Consider the following 22,949-nt stretch of genomic DNA (forward strand, 5'->3'; position numbering starts at 1 on the left):
CTATTCGGCAGCTTCCGCCAGATCGTCGAACTCGGCGGCTTGCAGGAAGCGTTCGGCATCGAGCGCAGCCATGCAGCCGGTGCCGGCCGCTGTCACCGCCTGCCGATAGACCTTGTCCATCACATCGCCGCACGCGAATACGCCCGGTACGCTGGTGCGGGTCGATCCGGTCTCGACCGCGATATAGCCATCGTCATCAAGTGCGAGATGGCCACGAAACAGCTCGGTCGCCGGATGGTGACCGATCGCGACAAAGCCGCCATCGACATCCAGCATTGAAATCTCGCCGGTAACGGTATCCTTCAATTCGATACCGACAAGGCCGTGGGGATCGCCGCCACCGACGAACCGCTCGACCTGCTTGTTCCAGAGCACGCTGATCTTGTCGCTCGCGAACAGCCGCTGTTGCAGGATGCGTTCGGCGCGGAAGCTGTCGCGACGATGGATGATGGTCACGTCGTCGCTGTGATTGGTCAGATACAGCGCTTCCTCGACGGCGGTATTACCACCGCCGATTACCGCCACCTTCTTACCGCGATAAAAGAACCCGTCGCAGGTGGCGCAAGCCGACACGCCCTTCCCCTTCAGCAGTTCCTCACTCTCAAGCCCTAGCCAGCGTGCTTGCGCGCCAGTTGCGATCACCAGGACTTCGCCTTCGTACACGTCGCCGCTGTCCCCGGTCAGCCGGAACGGACGGCGCGTCAGGTCGACGTCGACTATCGTGTCCCACATCATCCGCGTGCCGACATGCTCGGCCTGCGCCTGCATCTCGCCCATCAACCAGGGGCCCTGCACCACATCGCGAAAGCCCGGATAATTTTCGACATCGGTCGTGGTCATCAACTGACCACCGGGCTGGATGCCCTGCACGACGATCGGCTCCATACCGGCCCGCGCGCCATAGATCGCGGCAGACAGTCCCGCTGGCCCCGAGCCGAGGACGAGCATGCGGGTATGATGGGTCACAGACATTGCGATAGTTCCGTTCGAGGCGTTTGCGCCGTCTAATCAGACGGGCCGTTCGAACGCAACATGGGTCATTCGTAGGCTGCTGCAACCCACGCCACGCGTCGACCTACAGAACGAACGCCAGAACCACGCCCCAGAACGGTACCGCCAATAGGGTGCAAAGGATCAGACCAGTCATATTGGGTGGACGATCGCGCGATCCATCGAGCATCGGGCGACGCTGACTGATGGTAACCATGGCTGTGCCTCTCCAATTTCGTTGTCCAATCTTAACGAACGAAGGAGGCAACAGTTCGATTTTGGCACATAAAAAGCCGTAACGATGCATATCATGGCATCGCAACGGCTTGCGCTTTCCGATCTTGGACAATTCGGTGGTAGCGAAGGAGGGATTTGAACCCCCGACCCCAGGATTATGATTCCCGTGCTCTAACCAACTGAGCTACTTCGCCCCGCCACTTCCCGTCGGGAGGCGGCCCTATACGAACGGGAATCGCCCCGGTCAAGCGAACATGTGACGAGAAAATGCTTCCCACGGTCCGCCGCGATACCACCAGCTCGCCAAGCCTGCGATTCTGACCGGTCGCGGTGAAAATCCGGCGGACAGGGTCGCCAGCAACGCCTTGGCTTCAGCTGGTTCGACCTTGTTCTGGACGGTTACATGCGGCCGCCACCCGCTCCGGTCTTGCGGGATCAGCATCGAAGCAAAGGCATCGGCCAAATCGGCACGGATCGCCTCCAGATCGGGCGAACTCGATCCGATAGGCGACGCCGCGCCCGAGGTTCATCAACCCGCCGACCCGGGCATGCGGAGCCGGCAGCCCCCGTGTCGCCGCGTTCAACCGTTGCTTCAACTCGGCGCCCAGTTCCGGTGCGAGATGGTGGAACATGGTGCAATGCGCCGCCAGCACGTTGCGCTCCGGCGGGAAATAGGCACGGCGCTGCCGGTCGAACCACGCCTGATCCTCGTGCCCGAACAGGGCGGTGACGATGATCGGCGCAGGGCCGTGATGATCGGTCAAATCTCGACCTGACTGCCCAGTTCGACGACTCGGTTCGTCGGCAGGCGGAAAAACTCCATCGCGCTCTCAGAATTCTGCAGCATCCATGCAAACAGCTTTTCGCGCCAGATCATCATGCCGGGTCGCGACGACGGCAACAGCGTCTGCCGCGCAAGGAAGAAGCTGGTATCCATCATCCGGAAATCGCCGCCGCAGCAGCCGACCGCCTTCAACGCGCCTGGCACGTCCGGATCCTGCATGAAGCCGAATTTCAGGATCATGCGATGAAAGCCCTGCCCCAGATCCTCGGTCTTTGTCCGCACTTCCGGGTCCACATAGGGCGTATCGGCGATCTTGACGGTCAGCAGGATGACGCGGTCGTGCAGCACCTTGTTATGCTTCAGATTGTGCAGCAACGCGTGCGGCACGCCCTCCGGCGTCGACGTCATGAAGACCGCGGTCCCCGGTACGCGCGTCGCCGAACTGGCCGCCGACTGAATGAACACCTTGATGGGCATCGCCGCCTCGCGCATCCGCTCGATCATCAGCTTGCGCCCCTTGGCCCAGGTTGTGAGTAAGACGAACACGACGATGCCGACGAGCAGCGGGAACCAGCCGCCATCGGGAACCTTGGTCAGGTTGGACGCGAAATAGGCGCCGTCGATGCACAGAAAGATCGCCATGAAGCCCGCGACTGCCGCTACCGGCCAGTTCCACACGCGCTTGATCAGCACGGCGATCATGCAGGTGCTGATGAACATGGTGCCGGTCACGGCGATCCCATAGGCGGCGGCGAGGTTCGACGATTCCTGGAATCCGAAGATCAGCAGCAGCACCATGATGAGCAGTGCCCAGTTGACGGCGGGAATGTAGATTTGGCCGGCGGCATCCGCGCTGGTGTGTTCGATGCGCAGGCGCGGCATCAATCCGAGTTGCACGGCCTGTTGCACCACCGAAAACGCACCGGTGATGACCGCCTGACTGGCGATGATCGTTGCGAGCGTCGCAAGGATGACCAGTGGCAGCCGGAAATCTTCCGACGCCATGAAGAAAAACGGGTTCGATGCCGCATCCGGGTTCTCGAGCAGCAATGCGCCTTGCCCGAGATAGTTGAGCATCAGTGCCGGAAACACGCAGTAAAGCCAGGCGACAGAGATCGGCCGTCGTCCGAAGTGCCCCATGTCGGCATATAGCGCCTCCGCTCCGGTCACGGACAGCACGACCGATCCGAGCGCGAGGAAGGCGAGGATCCCGTCCTGCGAGAAGAATCGCACCGCCCAGATCGGGTTGAGCGCCTGAACGATCTCCGGCCGTTCGAGGATGTTGAGGATGCCGAGGCCGGTCAATGTCACGAAATAGGCAATCATGATCGGTCCGAAGAGGCGCCCGACCCCTGCCGTCCCGACAGCCTGCAACCAGAATAGCGCGATCATGATGACGACGGCGATCGAGATCACGAACGGGTCGAAGCCGGCATTGACCGTCGCCAGCCCCTCTACCGCCGACAATACCGACACGGCCGGCGTGATCATGCAGTCGCCGAAGAAAAGCGCCGTTGCCAGCACCCCGAGAATGACGAGGCTTGCCGTCCAGCGACCGCCGCCGGTCTTGCGCTGGATCAGGGCAAGCAATGCGAGGCTGCCGCCCTCTCCGTTATTGTCCGCTCGCATGATGATGAAGACGTACTTCAGCGTCACGATCAGCATCAACGACCAGAAGACGAGGCTGACGACGCCGAAAATGTTGATCTGATCGACCGGCAGGCGATGGTGCCCGACGAACGTTTCCTTCATCGCGTACAGCGGCGAGGTGCCGATATCGCCATAGACGATGCCGAGCGCGCCCAGCGACAGCTTGGCGAGCGACTGTGCGGGGCCGTGATGGCCCGGCCCCTCCGCGGGAAGATCGGTGGCTTCGCCGGAAGCCTCTCTGGAGAACATCACGGGCGCGGGGACCGCGCCGAAGTGGCAACGAGGTTGGTCATGTCGACCGCGTCCCAATGGTTTGAGCGCGCGCCGTTAGCACGCGCACCATAGCCGCGCAACGTTCGCTGATGGGCCGATCCACCTGCACCTTCGATGAACGGCGTTGCACATCGGCATCCAATCAGGAGCGCAGCCTGCCGCTGTCGATCGCCGCCGGGATCAGCGCCAGATTCTCGATTGCGGCCAGCCCCCATTGCGATGCGGCATTGGTACTGATGCCGGGCCATTCGACGATGCCGCCGGGCAGCGTTCGTCTGGGATCGTCCATCCGAGTGCCCAGCCCAGCCTTGCCGACGAAGAATTCGACCGACGCCCGGTTGGCAAGAGTCGCATCGACGTCGGCCCACGCCGCGAACGCCGTCAGGCGAGAGTGCGCTTCGGCAAGATTATCCGACCCCTTGCGCGGTCCGAACCGCGCTTCGAACACGGCACGGGGCGCGTTGTAGTAGCGGCAATAGTCGAGCCATGCCTTTCGGTAGCGCGGCACGTCGAGCAGCTGCAGCAGTTCGGCATTGATCTCGGCGGCACCGAAGACCGCGTTGAGATGCGATATCGATACCGTGTCGCCCGACCCGGTGAACCGCCCGCTTGCCAGATCATAGGGCGCGCTGCCGGCCATCCACCCATTCTTCAGACGGCCGATACTGTCCATCCCGGCGATCAGGCGGTCGCGCCACCGCCGGTCGCCGGTACGCTCCCACTCGGTCAACCAAGCGGAGGCGAGCGAACACCATACCGTCCCGAACGACATCTCGACCGTGCCAGCCGGCAGGACGGCGCGCGCGCCGCCCGGTACCTTGCGACCGATCTCGACCGTCGCCAACGTCCGGTCCGATGTCAGCAGATCGCGCATCAGGTCGCCAACCCGTTCGTCAGCGGTCAGATAATAATAAATTCGGCGGTAGGTGGCGTTGCTGACGCGGGGTTGTTTGGAACTGTCGCTGAAGTGCTGCACGCCGTGGCGTGTGCCCATGCCGCGGAACCGGCCGAGATGGTACACGTCCACCTCCCCCGTATGGCGGGTCATCGCCTCCGCAAGGCGATAGGCCTGACCACCGCCGGTGCGCAGCGCCTGCATCCACAACCACAGATCGGGCGACAATTCGCTGTTGGCCCAGGCAAAGCCGCCGATATCGTAACGCCACTGGTGGCGATCCGAATCATAGCTGTGCATGACGTCGCCATGGTTCCAGAAACCATACCAATGGCGTCGGTCGACCTCGCCGGCGTAGAAATCGACCAGATGCGCCAACTGATCCTCGATCGCGGTCCGGTTGGGCGTCGATCGGTCGGGCAGGCTCCAATGGCCGAACACCCCGGCGGCGTGCAGTCCGGCCGGACCGGCAACCAGTTGCGGCGCGTCGGCAGCGATCGCGGCCAACGTTTGCAACCGCTCCGTCGGCGGGGTCGAGCCGAACGCCCACAGCATCAGTTCGCTGGTGCGGGCGATACCGGTGGCACTGTCCCAGCCCGGCTCGAAATCCTCGTAGGTTACCGCCAGCCCTTCGTTCTGGGCGGCATATCCCTCCATCCCCATCACGCCGCGATAGGATCGCAGGTCCATCGCGCCGGCGCGCGGCGACCATAGCCACAGCGTCAGACGAGCATCGTCCCCCGTCGCGTTCGTCACCGCGATCTCGCCGGGATGGCGTTGCCAGAACCAGCGCGCGCCGATCGCGGCACCGCCCTGCGGCGAACCGACATAGGCGAAGCCCGGCGCGCGACCGCCCTCCCCCGCATCGACCCAGCCATGATCCGCCCCGGTCCGCTTGCGCAGCGTGAAACCCTGCGATGAGAATTGTGCGAGCGAGAACTCGCCCCATGCCGGAATCCGCTCCAGCAGATCGCCAACGGGTTTCGCCATCGCCGCCGGGGGCGGCGTCGCCCTGCCGGCGATCTGCGCCGCGCGAGTCGCCTCCCCCGGATCGCGCCGCAGCCCGGTGAGCGGCCGAACTGCCTCGACGAACATCGCCCCTTCATCCAGCGCGATGCGCACATGCCGATCGTGCAGCGGCGCCACCATCGGCACGGCGGTGGTCAACCCGATCCCCGAGACGAACCATCGCGACGGATCGACGTCGTGGACGAAGCTGTGGACGATCCGCAGCCCGTGCGACCCCGCATAGGCATAGAGGCGGACGACGAACGGCAGCGCCCGCTGTTCGCCACCGACATGATAGCCCTCGACCTTCACCACCGCGCGCACCGGTCCGCGTTGCTCGACGGTCACGCGGTCGATATGTCCGTTCAGCGACAGGCGCGGGCCTTCGGGCGAACCCTGCCGCAGTTCGGCGACCAGCGCCGCGTCGCGCAGCACCGTACGGTCGCCGCAGGTTGCGCGCCGGACCAAGGCGTCGCCGCTGCGGCCGATCTCCCAGCGCCGGTCGCCGGTCGCGATGACGATTATGTCGCCCTGCTCCTCGACCCGCACCGGCGCATCCGGCAGCGCCGCCCGACCCGGTCCGACGATGACCGCAGCGCCCGGTGCCGTATCGGCCGGAAGCGCATGGGCCGTCCATTTCACGCTGCCATCGGGCCATGTCGCCGTCACCCAGCTTTGGGCGGGCAGTGGCCGACCGGCATCGTCGCGCACCGCCCAGCGCTGCCGCGACGACACCCGTCCACGCGGCCATGCCATGCCGAACGTCTGCCCGGCATGCGCGGCCGGCGGCCGTCCCTCGACCCAGTTCGCGCGTCCTTCCACTATTCGCCCATGGTCGACGGGAGCGGCGAATGCCGGCAGGCTGCGCAAACCGGCCGCTAACATGGTCGCACCCATCAGGCCGCGGCGGGTGATCGGCATGGTCGTGTCTCCGATGGTCAGGGCCGGGAAATCGTCACCCGGCGAATGCGCAAATGGCTCTGCGTCGTGCGCAGCGCGAACCAGCCGCTGCGATAGGGCGCAGGGTCGGTCATGACGAACAGCAAGCGGCCGTCCCGTTCGACAGCGATCCGTTCGCCATCGGCGATCAGCGCGACGCGGGTCCAGCGATTGGGCTGCAACAATGCCGCTGGATCGGCCCGGTCATGTTCGGGCAGCAGCGGCCGGTCCCCGGGCCGGCCGGTATAGCGTCGCATCCGCGTCGTCGTGTTCCGGTTGCCGCCGATGCCGACATAATAGGTAGTCAGCGTGTCATACGCCTCGAACCGACCATCGCGCGGTCGGGAGAACACCGACCGATCAGGTACCGCCGGATCGGTCGCCATCCAGAAGGCGTTGAGATCGCTAACCTGATCGTTCGGCCCGCCCGCCGATACCGCCATCGCATCGAAGGCGATGCGTACCGGCCCGTCCAGCCGATCGGGATACCACAGGGTAAGCCCGCGCGGCGTGTCGATATCGATCACGCCGCCGGGAAGGTAGCGGACCTGTGCTTGCGGTGATTCGGTCTCAATCGACCATTGCTGGTCGGATGGTTTGGACCCTACGCACCCTATAAGTAACAAAGGTAGCAGCCGGTGTGTCACGCCAAGATACCGGCTAACCAACCCGATCACAGCTTGAACTGCATACCCAACCATAGGCGCTGACCAGGATAATAGTATTCGATGGGTCGCGCATCATCGATGTAGGTTTTCGAAAACTCCTTACCGAGATTCTGCCCCTCGATCGTGATGCTGTAGTGCGGGCTGATGCGAAACTGCACCTTCGCATCGATGAAAGTTTCGCCGCGACGGAAAATTGGATTATTGCCGTTATTGCCATCTGCGGCGGCTTGCAGCCAATCGCTGCGGCGATTGTAGTTCAAGCTCGCCTGTAAAAAGCCCTTATCGTACAACAGCGACGCGTTGTACGTGTATTTCGACAGCCCAGGATACCCGTCCAGTGGTTCACCTGTCGACAGATTGGTCAGGGCGCTGTTCAGCGCGCGGGCGTAGGTGAAGTTGCCCTTTACGCCGAACCCATCGAGCGGAGCAGGTAGAAAGCTGAAGAAGGTTTGGCCGGTAAATTCGAACCCGTCCAACTTCGCGCCGAAGCCATTCACCTTCTGCCGAACGGTATAGAGGACGCCATCACCAAACAGGTCCACGCCGTTGCGAGTTTGAGCCGGTAGGACGAAACTCGTAATATTTTTGTAATAATATCCGACGCTGACCATGGTATCGGCATTCGGATACCAGGATGCATTCAGATCATACTGGTCGGCGCGATATGGTTGCAGAGCAGGATTACCTGCACTGCAGACGTCCTCACCTACCACGAAATCGGCAAGATCGATGTTGCAGTTGATAGCCGGTGTCAAATCGGTAGGGATTGGCCGCGCAAGATTTTTCGCGTACGTTGCACGGACAAACAGGTTTGGCAGCGCTTCTAGGTTAAGGTTCACTGCCGGCAAGAAATCGTGATATTCGTTCTGGATCGTAACTTCCTGAATACCTGCGATGATCGTGTCATAGATCGGGGCAACCCCGTTGACGCCAGTACCTTCGCGCAACCTGATTTCGTTACGGCGGTTGGTGCCAGTCGATCGATCACGAGTGAACGTATAGCGCAACCCGGCGTTACCCGTCAGTCGCATGCCCAGAAAGTCCTGCGCGAAATCAAGCATCGCATATCCGGCCACGATATCTTCATCGATCACGTAGTTCGGGATTTGCGGCAATCCGTCGGCGAATTTCAACAATCCCTGATTGAAATTCGACAAATCGTAGTAACGTGAGAGATTTCCATAGTCGAACAACGGTATTGCAAGCCGCGATGGCGCTCCGTCCGGCGCACCTTGTAGCCCGGTAAAGAGAGGAGCCCCGTTTGTAACACCGGAGTTTTGCGCAATGAACTGCTGGTACTGCGCCTGCGTGAAGTAATAGGTGTTGGCTGCCGGTCCGGCCGGCGGCGGTGAACCAATGACCGTATTGTACGAGACGTTAGCCGACGTCTGGTAGACCGGATTTCGAGCGGGGCGTCCCGGCCCTGCAGCGACGGCCGGCGTGAGCACCCGCGCACCACCACCGGTATAGTTGATATAGTTTTGGGTCCGGTACTGGCCACCGAACTGGAAGGTCGTTAGCGGTCCGAAGTCGAGGTCATAGTCGACATCCAGCTTCAGTTGCTTTTCCTTCGTACCGGTTTCGGCAGGACGGTACTGGACGGTAGGGCCGGCTTGCGTCAGCAACGCGCCGTCCCGTCCACGACGCGTGAAGTCGGCATACGACGCCGGGTCCGCCGGATCGAAACTTTCCGGGAAAATCAACACGGGAATGCCCAGGTCGTTCCGACGGTCAACGGTAATGCCCGCTACGCCGGTGCTGATTGCTACCAGATTGGTATTGTTGATGAGCTTTCCGCTCGACGTGGAACCGAGAAACTCCATTCGCATCCGGTCGAGCTCCCATTTAAAGCCCGATTGGAAGTATCGCGTTTCCTGATTGTAATCGAAATCTCGACGCTGAACTCCGACGATGCTGTTCGCGCCGTTGGCGGTGGTTCCTGGCGTAATGCCGTTATAGGCTGTTTCGAGACTGGTCACCACATGATCGTCAATCGTGAACGTACCCGGCGCTACGCGCGGTCGGGATGCGGCACCGTTCACCGTTGGCAACGCGGTGTCGAGGTTGAAGCGCGTGAATTGACCGAGATCGACCGAGTAATTCGCGTCCTGCAATGTGTTCTTACGAAAGTTTGCTTGCGCCTGACCCCAAGCCGAGAAGTTGTCGGCGAATTCGTACTGAACAGACAGATCGACACTGGTCCGCTTGTCATTGCGATCGAGCTTACGATACCGTGCGACGGTCGGCATCCAATCGAAGAATTGGGTTTCGCAGGCGAGGCGGTTCGACTGTCGTGCGGCAGCTGTCGCCCCGGCGACACCCGCGCAACTCTCATACGTTCCGAAATTGGCATAGGTCGGATCGGCGATCGTCTTCTCGTTCGAACGATCGAAATCGGCTAGACGGTTCCAATTGGTGTTTGAAGCGTAATCCTGACGCAGGTCCACATCGGAGTAGGTCGCGTTGAAGATGACGCCAAGTTTGCCGTTCAGCAAGTCGGACCGGCCCGCGGTCAGGTTGAAGCGGGGCTTGATTGTTTCGGTGAGGTCGAGCCGCTGCGCAGATGCCGAAACACTGAAGATCGGCTTGACCAGTTCGAGCGGACGGCGGGTTTGGATGCTGACGGTGCCGCCGATCCCGCCCTCGGTCAAATCGACGGAATAGCCTTTGTAGACGTCGATCGATTTGACGAGTTCGACGGCGAGTTCGCGGAAATCGCCGCTGCGTCCGCCCAACGCCGACTGTTGGCTAACGCCATTGATCTCGACGCGGTTGAGGTCCGGCTCGACTCCCCGAATCGAAACCGCTGTGCCTTCACCGAAATCGCGGCTCAACTGCACGCCGGTGATACGTGCGAGCGCCTCTCCCACGTTCTTATCGGGGAAGCTTGCGATATCGTCCGCAACGATACTGTCCACGACGGTCGCTGCGTTCTTTTTGCGAGCAATCGCCGATTGGAGCGATGCGCGCGTACCGGTGACCAGGATCTCACCTTCGCTCGCGGCGGGATCGTCCACCGTTTGACCGGTCGCCGGCGCATCAGCGGCGTTATTCGGGTCATTCACCTGCGCAAAGGCCGGCGCGCTACCCAGCGCCACGATCAGCGCCAGGCCCGACGCGGCGGCGCGCAGCCTGGCTCCACGGATGTTGGCGAACGACGTCATGCAAACCCCTCCTCATGTCCGGGACGGCGCGTGGGTGTTCCCCGTCGCCGATCAAAATCGCTTTGCTCGACCTCGGGCCTACCGTGGAACGGACCGCTTGCAAAGCAGAATCTTCGCAATATGATATTTGTGTCCATATGGTGAAACAATATGGTCGACGGGAGAGCGGACGATGCGCGGATTGATTCTGGGGATGCTGGCTGCGAGCGTGTCGGCAACCGCCCTCGCCGCGCCGAATGCCGCGACGGGCGGCCGGCAGGTCGAGCGACTCGATCGGGGACTGGTGGCGGTGCCGGCGCAGAATGGTGGCAATCACATTTCGTGGCGGCTGCTCGCGACCGACCGGCCGGGCACCACGTTCCGCCTGCTGCGCGACGGCAGGGTGATCGCCGCGCGAGTGTCCGGGGCGTCGAGCTTCCACGACCGGACCGGAACGTCCGCGGCGCGCTACCGGCTCGAGACGATTGGGATAGGTGAGCCGGCGGCCACGGCAGCGGTCTGGTCGAAGGGCTATTGGTCGGTCCCGCTCGATCCGCCGGCCGAACGGGTGACACCGGCCGGTGAGCGCTATGGCTATACGGCCAACGATGCCAGCGTCGGCGATCTGAATGGCGATGGCCGCTATGAGATCGTGCTGAAGTGGGACCCGACCATTTCGAAGGACAATGCGTTCGGCGGCTATAGCGGCGAAACGTTGCTCGACGCCTATACGCTGGACGGCAAGCGACTGTGGCGGATCGATCTGGGCCGCAACATTCGGTCGGGCGCGCATTACAGCCAGTTCATGGTCTATGACTTCGACGGCGACGGCCGGGCTGAGATCATGGTCAAGACCGCCGATGGTACGGTCGACGGGACCGGGCGGGTACTGGGCGACCGACAAGCCGACTGGCGAGCGAAGGACGGCGAATTGCCGCAGGCCGATCGCACCGGTGCGACCACCCTGCCCGATGGGCGTAAGGTCGCGCGGATCCAGGGGCGCATCCTGACGGGGCCGGAATATCTGACCGTGTTCGAAGGAGCGACCGGACGGGCGCTGGCGACGCAACCCTATACGCCGCCCCGCGGCAGCGATACGCCGGAGGGGCTGCAGGCACTGTGGGGCGATGGCTATGGCAACCGTTCCGACCGGTTCCTCGCCGGCGTCGCCTTTCTGGACGGCAAGCGGCCGAGCGGGATTTTCGGGCGCGGCTATTACGCGCGATCCACCGTCGCGGCATGGGACTGGCGCGACGGCAAGCTGACGCAGCGCTGGCTGTTCGACAGTTCGGCGCCGGGCAATGCGAAATTCGCCGGACAGGGCAACCACAATCTGTCGGTCGCCGATGTCGATGGCGATGGCCGTGACGAGATCGTCTACGGTTCGATGGCGATCGACGACGACGGCAGGGGACTGTGGAGCGCGGGCCTTGGGCATGGCGATACGATGCATGTCGGCGACCTCGATCCCGACCGGCCGGGGCTCGAAAAATTCGGCGTCCATGAAGAGGTGACGCGCAATGGCGGGATCGGATCGGCGATGCTCGACGCACGGACCGGCGCGATCCTGTGGACGACGCCGGCGACCAAGGACACCGGTCGGGGCCTGTCGGCCGATATTGACCCGCGCTATCCGGGCGAGGAAAACTGGAACTCGAGCACGCCCAACCTCTACACAGCCAAGGGGCAAATCATTCCCGGACCCAAGCCCAAGGTCGCGAATTTCGCCATCTGGTGGGATGGCGATGCGCAGCGCGAGCTGCTCGACCGCAACCGCATCACCAAATGGGACTGGAAGGCAGGGATCGAGGTACCGCTGCTGGTCGCGGAAGGCGCGACGTCGAACAACGGCACCAAATCGACACCCGCGCTGTCGGCGGACATACTGGGCGACTGGCGCGAGGAGGTGATCCTGTGCAGCGAGGATAATCGCGAATTGCGCATCTATGCGACGCCCTTCCCGACCAGCATCCGGCGCGAGACGCTGATGCACGATCCGATCTATCGACTGGCCGTCGCGTGGCAGAACACCGCCTACAACCAGCCGCCGCATCCGTTGGTCGCGCCAAAGTGATCGTAGCGCTGGCAATGCTGCTTGCCGGACCGGTGACGCCCGTCACCTATCGCCTTGACGATGCCCGACCGCGCGAGGGCGAGGTTCGGGTCGAGCGCGATCGTCCCTATCGGGATGGCTATGGTTACGAGCCGGAGGGGGGGCGTCGGTTCTCCGTGGCGTTGCCCGAGGGTAACTGGCGGGTGACGATGACGCTGGGTGATCGGCGGACGGCGACGACCACGGTGAAGGCCGAGGCCCGGCGGCTGATGCTCGACCGGGTCGTGACCCGCGCCGGACAGCGGGTGACGCGCAGCTTCGTGGTCAATACCCGGACGGCGATGCTGGCGCCCCCGCCGGCCAATGCGCCGGGCGGGGCGATGGTCCGCCTGAAGCCTCGCGAGGCGGGCAGTCCGACATGGGACGATCGCCTGACGCTCGAACTGCTCGGCGATGCGGCGGTCGACACGGTGCGAATCGAGCCGGCCGACGTGCCGACCCTGTATCTGATCGGGGATTCGACGGTTACCGACCAGCCATCCGAACCGGCGGCAAGTTGGGGGCAGATGCTGCCGGCGTTTCTCGATGGGCAAGTCGCGGTCGCGAACCATGCGGAATCGGGGGAGACGCTGAAATCCTTCCTGACCGAATTGCGGCTCGACAAGGTGCTGTCGACGATCGGCAAGGGCGACTGGCTGTTGATCCAGTTCGGGCATAACGACCAGAAAGCGCAGTGGCCGCAAACCTATGTCGAGGCCGGGACGACCTATCGCGCCTATTTGAGGGCCTATATTGCCGAGGCGCGGCGGCGGGGGGCGACGCCGGTGCTGGTGACCAGTCCCGAACGGCGCAATTTCGATGCGACCGGGCGGATCACGCCGACACTGGGGGACTATCCCGCCGCCGTCCGAGCAGTCGCGGCGGAGGAAGGCGTGGCGCTCATCGACCTCAACGCCGCAAGCATCGCCATCTACGAAGCGCTTGGGCCGGCGGTCAGTCCGCAGGCGTTCAACGATGGCGGCAAGGACCGGACCCACCACAATAATTACGGCGCATGGCTGCTGGCGCGGGCAGTGGCGGAGGGGATTCGCGCGCTGCCGGGCATGGCCGCGCATGTGACCGCCGCGCGCTTCGATCCGGCACGGCCGCCCTTGCCGGCGGCGGTGGCGATCGTGCCGAGTGCGGCGCGCAGCGACGTGCGGCCGGACGGCAATTGATCGATCGGCGCGCCCTTTTGCTGGGAATGCTCGCCCTGCCCTTTCCGGCCCATGCCGCTCGGCGGTTCGACGTGCGGCAGTTCGGCGCGGCCGGCGATGGGCGGACGATCGACACGGCGGCGGTGCAGCGGGCGATCGATGCGGCGCGGGGCGGCGGGACGGTCGTGGTGCCGAAGGGGCGTTATCGGTGCTTCACGTTGCGGCTGGCGAGCGACGTGACGCTGGTGCTGGAGCGGGAGGCGGTGATCGTCGCCGCCGATCCGGCGCGCGACGGCGGGCGCTATGCGCTGCCCGAAGATCGCGGCGAGCAGCTCTATCAGGATTTCGGGCATAGCCACTGGCATAACAGCCTGATCTTCGGTGACCGGGTACAGCGGGTCGCGATCGTCGGGCCGGGCATGATCGATGGCGAGGGGCTGACGCGCGACGGGCCGGGTGCGCGGTGGCGCAAGCAGGCGGGCGAGCGGCCGCTGTCGATGCGGCAGATGACGGCGGCGGAGATCGCCGCGCTGGAGCCCGATGCGGCGCGGATGAACGGGTTGGGGAACAAGGCCCTGGCGCTGGTCGAGGCACGAGACGTGCGGATCGAGGGGATCACGATCGCGCGGGGCGGGCATTTCGCGATCCTTGCGACGGGCTGTCGGGGCATGGTGCTGCGTGACCTGACCATCGATACCAATCGCGACGGGATCGACCTCGACGGCGTGCAGGACGTGTTGGTCGAGAGGTGCCGGGTGAATACGCCCAATGACGATGCCATTGTTTTGAAGAGCAGTTTTGCGCTGGGGCGAGCACTGCCCTGTAGCGATGTGACGGTGCGCGACTGTGTGGTGTCGGGCTATGATCCGGGCACGCTGATCGACGGGACGCGGGGGCGGACACAGCAGGTCGCGCCCGACCGCGACCGGGTGACCGGGCGGATCAAGCTGGGGACCGAGAGCAATGGCGGGTTCCGGCGGATCCGGATCGAGCGGTGCCGGTTCGAACGGTCGCGGGGACTGGCACTGGAGACGGTCGATGGCGGCGTGATCGAGGACGTGGTCGTCCGCGATCTGACCATGGCCGAGGTGACGACCGCGCCGCTGTTCCTGCGGATCGGCGACCGGCGGCGGGGGCCGGCGGGAACCGGGGTAGGTGCGATCCGGGGGGTGACGGTCGAACGACTGAGCGCGACGGGGATCGACCATCGCTTCGCGGCGACGCTGGCGGGGTTGCCGGGGCACGCGATTGAGGACGTAACCCTGCGCGATATCAGCCTTTCCTTTTCGGGCGGGGGGCAGCCGGTGGCGATGCCGCCGGAACTGGCCGACGCCTATCCCGAGCCGAGCATGTTCGGGCCGACGCCGGCATGGGGGCTGTGGTGCCGGCATGTGCGGGGGCTGACGGTCGAGGGGCTGGACCTGACGACCAAGGGCGATGGGCGGCCGGCGATGCGGATGGACGATGTCGCAGGGGTAAAGGTGACGAAGGTTACACGTAGCGATTGACCCGCGGCGTCAGTCATTTTATTATTTGAATATAAAGTCCATATAGTGGACAAGTTGGAGGGGCGGATGGCACGGCACGCGTTTCGGATGCAGTTGAAGTCGGGCATGGCCGCCGAATATCGCGCGCGCCACGACGCGATCTGGCCCGAATTGTCGGCGCTGCTGCACGAGGCGGGGATTTCGGACTACTGGATCTTTCTCGACGAAGCGACGGGCGCACTATTCGCGACGCTGGAACTGGCCGAGCAGAATCAGCGCGATACCCTGCCCAGCCATCCGGTCATGCAGCGTTGGTGGGAATCGATGGCGCCGCTGATGGAGACGCAGGCCGACCACCGGCCGCTCGAATGGCCGCTCACCCCCATGTTCCACATGGCATGACCCAGATGCTGCGTAGCCTGTTGCTGTGTGGCGTTGCCGCGTCGATGTTGACGCCGGCAGTCGCCCAGACGGCGAAACCGACCGCCAATCTGGCCGCGCCGGTCAAGAAATTCGGGCGTGTGTCGTATGATGCGCGCTCGCTGATGATCGATGGCAAGCGGCTCACCATCTGGTCGGCCGAGGTCCATGCGTTCCGCCTGCCCTCCCCCGATCTGTGGCGCGACGTGCTGCAGAAGATGAAGGCGAGCGGTTTCAACACCGTCGCCTTCTATTTCGACTGGGGGTTCCACAGCCCGAAGCGTGGGGTGTACGACTTCAAGGGCATTCGCGATATCGACCGGCTGCTCGACATGGCGGCCGAAGAAGGGCTGTACGTCATTACCCGTGCCGGGCCGTATGTGAACGCCGAGCTGACGCGCGGCGGCTTTCCGGGATGGTTGCAGAACCAGCGGGCGCGGGCGCGGACCGACGATCCCGACTATCTGGCCGCCGCCGACGAATGGCTTAGCCAGATCAACCCGATCATCGCCCGCCACCAGATCAACGGTGGCCCAAAGGGAGAAAAGGGCGGCACGGTGATCCTGCACCAGATCGAGAACGAACTTGCGCTGACCACCCCGGCACAGGGGCGGTATATGGACCATCTCTATGCCAAGGCGCGGGCGGACGGGATCACCGTGCCGCTGTTCCACAACGACCAAGGGCGCAACGGGTACTGGGTGCCGCGCGGATCGAACGTGGCGAAGACGGTCGAGGGTTCACCCGATCTCTATGCGTTCGACGGCTATCCCGGCGGCACCTGCACCGTCGGGGGTAAGGTCACGCGCGGGAGCGCCGCGCCCGATTGGGGCTTCTACGGTCCGGGCGGGGCGAAGGGTGGTGCGTCGGCCAGCCCCAACACGCCGGGCTTTGCGGCGGAATTCGGCGGCGGCTGGTTCGATTACTGGGGATCGAACGGCGGGTACGAGTGCAATGCCCGTCAGCGCGGCAAGCGGTTCCAGCGGGTATTCTACGGCACCAACCTGGCCAACGGCATCGCGATCCAGAGCTTCTATATGGGGTTCGGGGGCACGAGCTGGGGCTGGCTGCCGGCGCCGGTGGTTTTCACCAGCTATGATTATGGTGCGGCGTTCAGCGAGACGCGCGAGGTGCGCGAGAAGGCCGAGGAGCTGAAGGCGCTGGCCGGCATGATCGCGGCGGTGCCCGATCTGGCGGGGATGGTGCCGGCGGGGCCGGTGACGATCTCGTCGCCGAACATCCAGGTCTATCACAACAAGTCGCCCGAGACCGACGCCCGCTTCCTGCTGGTCACGCACAATCCGTCGAACAAGGCGAGCGACGACCGCTTCACCATCACCGCCGACCTGCCCGACGGGCGCTATGCGTTGCCCGAGATGCGGTTGAACGGCTTCGATGCGAAGTGGTTGATCGCCGGCGTAAATCTCGGCGGGCAGCGGCTGGTCTATGCGACGTCGGAAGTGCAGTCGCATCTGCGGATCGATGGCGGCGATGTGCTGCTGCTGTACGGGCGGGCGCAGGAAGCGGGGACGACGGTGCTGCGCTATGCCAGCGCGCCGACCGTGCGGGTGATCGCCGGGGACGTGCGGTCGTCGTTCGATGTGGCAAAGGGCGATTTGCGGCTCGATTACACCCATGGCAGCCTCGCGCGGGTGCAGGTGTCGGGCGGCGGACGGCCGCCGATGACGCTGCTGATCGGCGATGAGGCCGAGGTCGCGACATTCTGGAAAACCGGCGACGTGCTGGTGCGCGGGCCGGCGCTGGTGCGATCGGCCAAGGGCGGTGCGACGCTGGCGCTGACCGGCGATACCAAGGAGGCGACACCGCTGGAGGTCTGGGCACCGAAGCGGGTGCGGTCGGTGACGTGGAATGGCGCGCGGGTCGCGACCGGGGCAGGCCGTGGCGGCAGTCTGGTGGCGCGGTCGCCCCTGCCCGGTCCGGCGGCGGTGACGTTGCCGGTGCTGGCCGAGTGGCGGATGGCGCCGGGATCACCCGAGGCTGAACTTGGCTTTGACGATGCGACGTGGCAGGCGATCGACAATCGCGCCTATGCCAGCATCACCGCGCGGCCGGATGGGCAGCCGAACATGCTGATGGACGCGTACGGCTTTCACGACGGCGATGTCTGGTATCGCGGGCGCTTCACCGGCACGGCGGATGCAGAGCGGTTACGGCTCTATTACGGCGCCGGCGGGTCGGGGATGGTGCAGGTCTTTCTCGACGGGAAGTTGATCGGGCAGGACGAACTGCCCGCCGGACTGCCGCGGCCGATCACGACCGGCACGGCGACGATCGCGTTGCCGGACGCGGCGCGGAAGCCGGGCGAGCATGTGCTGTCGGTCATGCTGCGCAACAACGGGCATAACTGGGACCTCGACGCCGACGATTTCCATAAGGAAGCGCGCGGGATCGTGTCGGCCTCGGTCGAAAAGCAGGCGGGCCAGTCCTTCGCGGTGCCGGTCGCGTGGAAGATACAGGGGCGGCAGGGCGGCGAGGATATCGTCGACCCGGTCCGCGGCGTCGCCAATAATGGCGGGCAATATGGCGAGCGGATGGGCTGGCATCTGCCCGGCTTCGACGATGCGCGGTGGGCCAAGGTGACGTTGCCGGCGACCTCGGCACCCGCGGGGACCAGCTGGTATCGCACCAGCTTCGACCTGAACGTTCCAAAGGGGCAAGATGCGACGATCGGGGTGGCGTTCGGCGATGCCGCCGTGCCGCGCTCGCCGGTCGATTACCGGGTGCTGGTGTTCGTCAATGGCTGGCACATGGGCCAGTTCATCGCCCATGTCGGGCCGCAGCGGACCTTCGTCGTGCCCGAAGGCATCTTGAACCATCGCGGGCGCAACGTGCTGTCGCTCGCCGTCACCAGCGATGGTGCGCCGGGCAACGCGCTGGAGCAGGTGCGGCTGGTGACGATGCGCAACGTTCGCGGCGGGGTGCCGGTGCGGATGGTCGATGCGCCGGCGGTGTTGGCGACGGCGAAGTGAGCTGTGCGCCCGCCCTACCCCGACGTCGCCCCAGCGAAGGCTGGGGCATCCCGGTTGCTGAGGTGTCGCGCCTGCCGCGCGAGATCCCAGCCTGCGCTGGGATGACGACAATTTCCTGACGGATTGTCCGTCCGACCCACCTGAATACAACCCTTCTACCGGAGCTATCATGGCCGCGCTGACCCACGACATTCCCCGCCAACAGGTGACCAACGCCATCGCGCTGCTGATGGACAATCTGGTCAATATCAAGGACGAGACGGGCGAGTTCCTGCTCCATCTCGACGACGGGCGGATCATCGACACCAAGGGCTGGGCCGGGTGGGAATGGACGCATGGCGTAGGCCTGTTCGGCATGTGGCGCTATTACGAGCAGACCGGCGACAAGGCGGCGCTGGCGATCATCAAGCAATGGTTCGAGGATCGCTTTGCCGAGGGCACGCCGACAAAGAACATCAACACCGTCGCCCCGTTCATCACCCTCGCCTATCTGTACGAGCATGAGCCGGACCCGCGCTATATCCCGTATCTGGATACATGGGCGGAATGGCTGATGGCGCCCGACGGCCTGCCCAAGACCGAAGAGGGCGGGTTCCAGCATATCGTCTATAACGACGAAAATCCGGGCGAGATGTGGGACGACACGCTGATGATGAGCGTGTTGCCGCTGGCCAAGATCGGGCTGCTGCTGAACCGCCCGCACTATGTCGAGGAGGCGAAGCGCCAGTTCCTTGTCCATATCAAATATCTGTTCGACAAGAAGACCGGGCTGTGGTTCCACGGATGGGATTTCAACGGGCGGCACAATTTCGCCGAAGCGCTGTGGGCGCGTGGCAATTGCTGGGTCACGATCGCGATCCCCGAGATCATCGAGATCCTCGAACTGCCGCAGGGCGATGCGCTGCGCATGTTCCTGATCGATACGCTGGCGGCGCAGGTCAAGACGCTGGCGGAGACGCAGGACGAGAGCGGGTTGTGGCATACGCTGATCGTCGACCCGACCAGCTATCTGGAAGCGTCGGCGGCGGCGGGATTCGCGTACGGCATCCTGAAGGCGGTGCGGAAGGGGTATCTGCCGCGTGCGTACGAGGCGGTGGGCATCAAGGCGGTGCGCGGGGTGCTGGCCAATATCGATGAGACCGGCGAGTTGAAGCAGGTGTCGTTCGGGACGGCGATGGGCGATACGCAGCAATTCTATAAGGATATCGCGCTGACTTCGATGCCGTACGGGCAGAGCCTGGCGGTGTGTGCGCTGGCGGAGTTTTTGCGGACGTATATCTGAGGCTTCTGGCCGTCCCCCGATAGAGGACGTACCCCCGCGTAGGCGGGGGTCCAGGGTCACGCGCGGTGCGCTGCTTGGCTCTGGATCCCCGCCTGCGCGGGGATACGGTTTGGGGCGGGTCACGCCCTACCCCACACAAACGACGTACCCCGGCGGAGGCCGGGGCCTAGTTGAGGGACGCTGCCCGCATCTCGCGGAGGTCTTCCCAACTGGGCCCCGGCCTTCACCGGGGTACGATAACGCCCGTGCGTTGGGCGATCAGCCCGCCAACAGCGCCTTGATCGCGTCGATCGCCTCGGCGCTCTTCGATCCGTCCGGGCCGCCGCCCTGCGCCATGTCGGGACGGCCGCCACCGCCCTGCCCCCCCAGCGCCGCGACCGCCGCCTTGACCAGATCGACGGCGCTGATCCGGCCGACAAGGTCGCTCGACACGCCGACGCCGACCGAGGCGCGACCGTCATTGACCGCGACCAGCGCGACCACGCCCGAGGGAACCCGCGCACGGGCTTCGTCGATCGTGCCGCGCAGGGCCTTTGCCTCCAGCCCGTCAATGACCTGGCCGAGAAAGGCGATATCGCCGACCTGTTCGGGACCGGCGGGCGCCGCTCCGGCACCACCGCCCATCGCCAGCGCCTTCTTGGCCTCGGCCAGTTCGCGTTCGAGCCGGCGGCGGTCCTCGACCAGCTGCGCGACGCGCGCGGGCACTTCGTCGGGGGTGGCCTTCAAGGCAGCGGCGGCTTCGCGGAGCTTCGCGTCGCGGTTGCCGAGCCATTGCCGTGCGGCCTCGCCGGTCAGCGCCTCGACGCGGCGGACGCCCGAGGAGACGGCGCCTTCGGACACGATCTTGAACAGGCCGATCTCGCCCAGCGCATTGACGTGGGTACCGCCACATAGTTCGATCGAATAGGTGCCTTGCGGATCCTGCCCCATCGAGACGACGCGGACCTCATCGCCATATTTCTCACCGAACAGCGCCATCGCGCCCATCGCGATCGCGTCGTCGGGGGTCATCAGGCGCGTCGTGACGGCGCCATTGCCGCGGACCTGGGCGTTGACGTCGGCCTCGACCAGCGCCAGCGCGTCCGCAGCGATCGGCGAGGGTTGCGAGAAGTCGAAGCGCAGCCGTTCGGCCGCGACCATCGACCCCTTTTGCGCGACATGGGTGCCGAGCCGCTCGCGCAGCGCCTCGTGCAGCAGGTGCGTCGCCGAATGGTTGGCGCGAATCTGCGCGCGGCGGGCGGTGTCGATGGTCAGCGCGACGCTGTCGCCGACCTTCAGCGTGCCGGCGTCGATCGTCGCGACATGGGCGTGGAGCTTGCCCAATTGCTTGGCGGTGTCGGTGACGGTCGCGTTGAACCCCGCATCGGTGGTCATGGTGCCGGCATCGCCGACCTGCCCGCCGCTTTCGGCGTAGAAGGGCGTCTGGTTGGTCAGGACCAGCACCTCGTCGCCGGCCTCAGCCGATTCGACGCGCGCGCCGTCCTTGACGATGGCGACGACCTGCCCCTCGCCCGCCTCGACCGAATAGCCGATGAATTCGGTGGCCCCGGCGGTTTCGAGGACGTCGAACCAGACATCGTCGGATGCCTTGGCGCCCGAGCCCTTCCATGCGGCGCGGGCGGCGCGCTTCTGTTCGGCCATCGCCGCGTCGAAGCCCGCGCGGTCGACGCCATAGCCCTGCGCGCGCAGTGCGTCCTCGGTCAGGTCATAGGGGAAGCCATAGGTGTCGTAGAGCTTGAACGCGGTCTCGCCGGCCAACGTCGCGCCTTCGGCCAGATCGGCAGTCGCTTCGTCGAGGAGCTTCAGCCCCTTGTCGAGCGTACGGCGGAACTGGGTTTCCTCCTGTTGCAGCGTCGCTTCGATCAGCGGCTGGGCGCGGACCAGTTCGGGATAGGCGGCGCCCATTTCGGACACGAGCGAGCCGACCAGGCGGTGCATCAACGGATCCTTGGCACCCAGCAGATGTGCATGGCGCATCGCGCGGCGCATGATGCGGCGGAGCACATAGCCGCGCCCTTCATTGGCCGGCAGCACGCCGTCGGCGACGAGGAAGCCCGAGGCGCGCAGGTGATCGGCGATGACGCGGTGGCTGGCCTGGGTCGGTCCCTCGGCACGGGTGCCGGTCAGTTCGCACGACGCGCCGATCAGCGCCTTGAAGGTATCGGTGTCGTAATTGTCCGACACGCCCTGCATGACGGCGGCGATGCGTTCGAGACCCATGCCGGTGTCGATCGACTTCTTCGGCAGTTCGCCGACGATCTCGTTCGCGTCCTGCTCGAACTGCATGAACACGAGGTTCCAGATTTCGACGAAGCGGTCGCCGTCTTCATCAGGCGAACCGGGAGGACCGCCCGGGATATGATCGCCGTGATCGTAGAAGATTTCCGAACACGGGCCGCACGGGCCACTGTCGCCCATCGCCCAGAAATTGTCCTTGGTCGGAATGCGGATGATCTTGTGATCGGGCAGCCCCGCGATCTTCTTCCACAGGTCGAACGCTTCGTCGTCGGTGTGATAGACGGTCGCGGTCAGTTTCTCCGCCGGCAGGCCCCAGTCGCGGGTCAGCAGCGTCCAGGCGTTCAGGATCGCCTGTTCCTTGAAATAATCGCCGAACGAGAAATTGCCGAGCATTTCGAAGAAGGTGTGATGCCGCGCGGTATAGCCGACATTGTCGAGGTCGTTATGCTTGCCGCCCGCGCGCACACATTTCTGCGACGAGGTCGCCGTCACATAGGGCCGCGTTTCGAGGCCGGTGAACACGTTCTTGAACGGCACCATGCCCGCATTGACGAACATCAGCGTCGGGTCGTTCTGCGGAACGAGCGGCGCGGAGGGGACGCGGGCGTGGCCCGCCTTCTCGAAAAAGTCGAGGAACGAGCGGCGGACATCATTGGTCGAGGTCATTGCGGCTCGATACGCAGGCGCGCACGACTT

The 22,949-nt window shown here is 64.6% G+C and carries 12 protein-coding genes, 1 tRNA gene and 1 pseudogene; 6 read left to right on the top strand and 8 right to left on the bottom strand.

Annotated features, from left to right (window positions below; all coding sequences use genetic code 11):
• The 7 genes and pseudogenes from trxB to ACZ1JS_RS06475 form a co-directional block, all read right to left on the bottom strand.
• A complete protein-coding gene (gene trxB / locus ACZ1JS_RS06445; RefSeq protein ID WP_465168225.1) occupies positions 1–972 on the bottom strand; it encodes a thioredoxin-disulfide reductase in 972 nt (323 codons plus the stop codon).
• 372 nt (positions 973–1,344) lie between these two features.
• A tRNA-Met gene (locus tag ACZ1JS_RS06450) sits at positions 1,345–1,421 on the bottom strand.
• Between the two features lie 50 nt (positions 1,422–1,471).
• Positions 1,472–1,859, bottom strand: a pseudogene (locus tag ACZ1JS_RS06455) (2'-5' RNA ligase family protein).
• A gap of 128 nt (positions 1,860–1,987) precedes the next feature.
• A complete protein-coding gene (locus ACZ1JS_RS06460) occupies positions 1,988–3,910 on the bottom strand; it encodes a potassium transporter Kup (RefSeq protein ID WP_465168641.1) in 1,923 nt (640 codons plus the stop codon).
• Positions 3,911–4,076: 166 nt separating this feature from the next.
• Positions 4,077–6,758 (bottom strand): exo-rhamnogalacturonan lyase family protein, encoded by a 2,682-nt coding sequence (locus ACZ1JS_RS06465; protein ID WP_465168226.1) that lies wholly within the window; start codon positions 6,756–6,758, stop codon positions 4,077–4,079.
• Between the two features lie 17 nt (positions 6,759–6,775).
• A complete protein-coding gene (locus ACZ1JS_RS06470) occupies positions 6,776–7,303 on the bottom strand; it encodes a DUF6250 domain-containing protein (protein ID WP_465168227.1) in 528 nt (175 codons plus the stop codon).
• Between the two features lie 146 nt (positions 7,304–7,449).
• Positions 7,450–10,608 (bottom strand): TonB-dependent receptor, encoded by a 3,159-nt coding sequence (locus ACZ1JS_RS06475; protein WP_465168228.1) that lies wholly within the window; start codon positions 10,606–10,608, stop codon positions 7,450–7,452.
• Positions 10,609–10,780: 172 nt separating this feature from the next.
• Between ACZ1JS_RS06475 and ACZ1JS_RS06480 the strand changes: the two genes are divergently transcribed.
• The 6 genes from ACZ1JS_RS06480 to bglB all read left to right on the top strand — a co-directional run bounded on the left by ACZ1JS_RS06480 (position 10,781) and on the right by bglB (position 20,015).
• Positions 10,781–12,661, top strand: coding sequence for a rhamnogalacturonan lyase (locus ACZ1JS_RS06480; RefSeq protein ID WP_465168229.1), 1,881 nt, complete (start codon positions 10,781–10,783; stop codon positions 12,659–12,661).
• A 14-nt stretch (positions 12,662–12,675) separates the two neighbouring features.
• Positions 12,676–13,857 (top strand): rhamnogalacturonan acetylesterase, encoded by a 1,182-nt coding sequence (locus ACZ1JS_RS06485; protein WP_465168642.1) that lies wholly within the window; start codon positions 12,676–12,678, stop codon positions 13,855–13,857.
• Between the two features lie 26 nt (positions 13,858–13,883).
• Positions 13,884–15,344 (top strand): rhamnogalacturonidase, encoded by a 1,461-nt coding sequence (locus tag ACZ1JS_RS06490; RefSeq protein WP_465168643.1) that lies wholly within the window; start codon positions 13,884–13,886, stop codon positions 15,342–15,344.
• Positions 15,345–15,410: 66 nt separating this feature from the next.
• Positions 15,411–15,725 carry an L-rhamnose mutarotase gene (locus tag ACZ1JS_RS06495; RefSeq protein ID WP_465168230.1) on the top strand — a complete coding sequence of 105 codons (315 nt, stop codon included), beginning with the start codon at positions 15,411–15,413 and terminating at the stop codon, positions 15,723–15,725.
• 5 nt (positions 15,726–15,730) lie between these two features.
• Positions 15,731–18,733, top strand: coding sequence for a glycoside hydrolase family 35 protein (locus ACZ1JS_RS06500; RefSeq protein WP_465168644.1), 3,003 nt, complete (start codon positions 15,731–15,733; stop codon positions 18,731–18,733).
• Between the two features lie 169 nt (positions 18,734–18,902).
• Complete coding sequence (gene bglB / locus ACZ1JS_RS06505) at positions 18,903–20,015, top strand: beta-galactosidase BglB (RefSeq protein WP_465168231.1); 1,113 nt, start codon at positions 18,903–18,905, stop codon at positions 20,013–20,015.
• Between the two features lie 258 nt (positions 20,016–20,273).
• Here bglB and alaS read toward each other — a convergent pair whose 3' ends face one another.
• A complete protein-coding gene (alaS, locus tag ACZ1JS_RS06510; RefSeq protein ID WP_465168232.1) occupies positions 20,274–22,919 on the bottom strand; it encodes an alanine--tRNA ligase in 2,646 nt (881 codons plus the stop codon).
• Positions 22,920–22,949 lie beyond the last annotated feature (30 nt).

This window comes from Sphingomonas sp. BL-S-05 (assembly GCF_055521695.1).

What these genes read in the sequence shown, in the direction of transcription:
- ACZ1JS_RS06490 (WP_465168643.1), top strand. Translation starts at nt 13,884, where the DNA reads ATGCTCGCCCTGCCCTTTCCGGCCCATGCCGCTCGGCGGTTCGACGTG.
- ACZ1JS_RS06465 (WP_465168226.1), bottom strand. Translation starts at nt 6,758, where the DNA reads ATGCCGATCACCCGCCGCGGCCTGATGGGTGCGACCATGTTAGCGGCC.
- ACZ1JS_RS06475 (WP_465168228.1), bottom strand. Translation starts at nt 10,608, where the DNA reads ATGACGTCGTTCGCCAACATCCGTGGAGCCAGGCTGCGCGCCGCCGCG.
- ACZ1JS_RS06460 (WP_465168641.1), bottom strand. Translation starts at nt 3,910, where the DNA reads ATGTTCTCCAGAGAGGCTTCCGGCGAAGCCACCGATCTTCCCGCGGAG.
- bglB (WP_465168231.1), top strand. Translation starts at nt 18,903, where the DNA reads ATGGCCGCGCTGACCCACGACATTCCCCGCCAACAGGTGACCAACGCC.
- ACZ1JS_RS06495 (WP_465168230.1), top strand. Translation starts at nt 15,411, where the DNA reads ATGGCACGGCACGCGTTTCGGATGCAGTTGAAGTCGGGCATGGCCGCC.
- ACZ1JS_RS06480 (WP_465168229.1), top strand. Translation starts at nt 10,781, where the DNA reads ATGCGCGGATTGATTCTGGGGATGCTGGCTGCGAGCGTGTCGGCAACC.
- ACZ1JS_RS06500 (WP_465168644.1), top strand. Translation starts at nt 15,731, where the DNA reads ATGCTGCGTAGCCTGTTGCTGTGTGGCGTTGCCGCGTCGATGTTGACG.
- ACZ1JS_RS06485 (WP_465168642.1), top strand. Translation starts at nt 12,676, where the DNA reads ATGCTGCTTGCCGGACCGGTGACGCCCGTCACCTATCGCCTTGACGAT.
- trxB (WP_465168225.1), bottom strand. Translation starts at nt 972, where the DNA reads ATGTCTGTGACCCATCATACCCGCATGCTCGTCCTCGGCTCGGGGCCA.
- alaS (WP_465168232.1), bottom strand. Translation starts at nt 22,919, where the DNA reads ATGACCTCGACCAATGATGTCCGCCGCTCGTTCCTCGACTTTTTCGAG.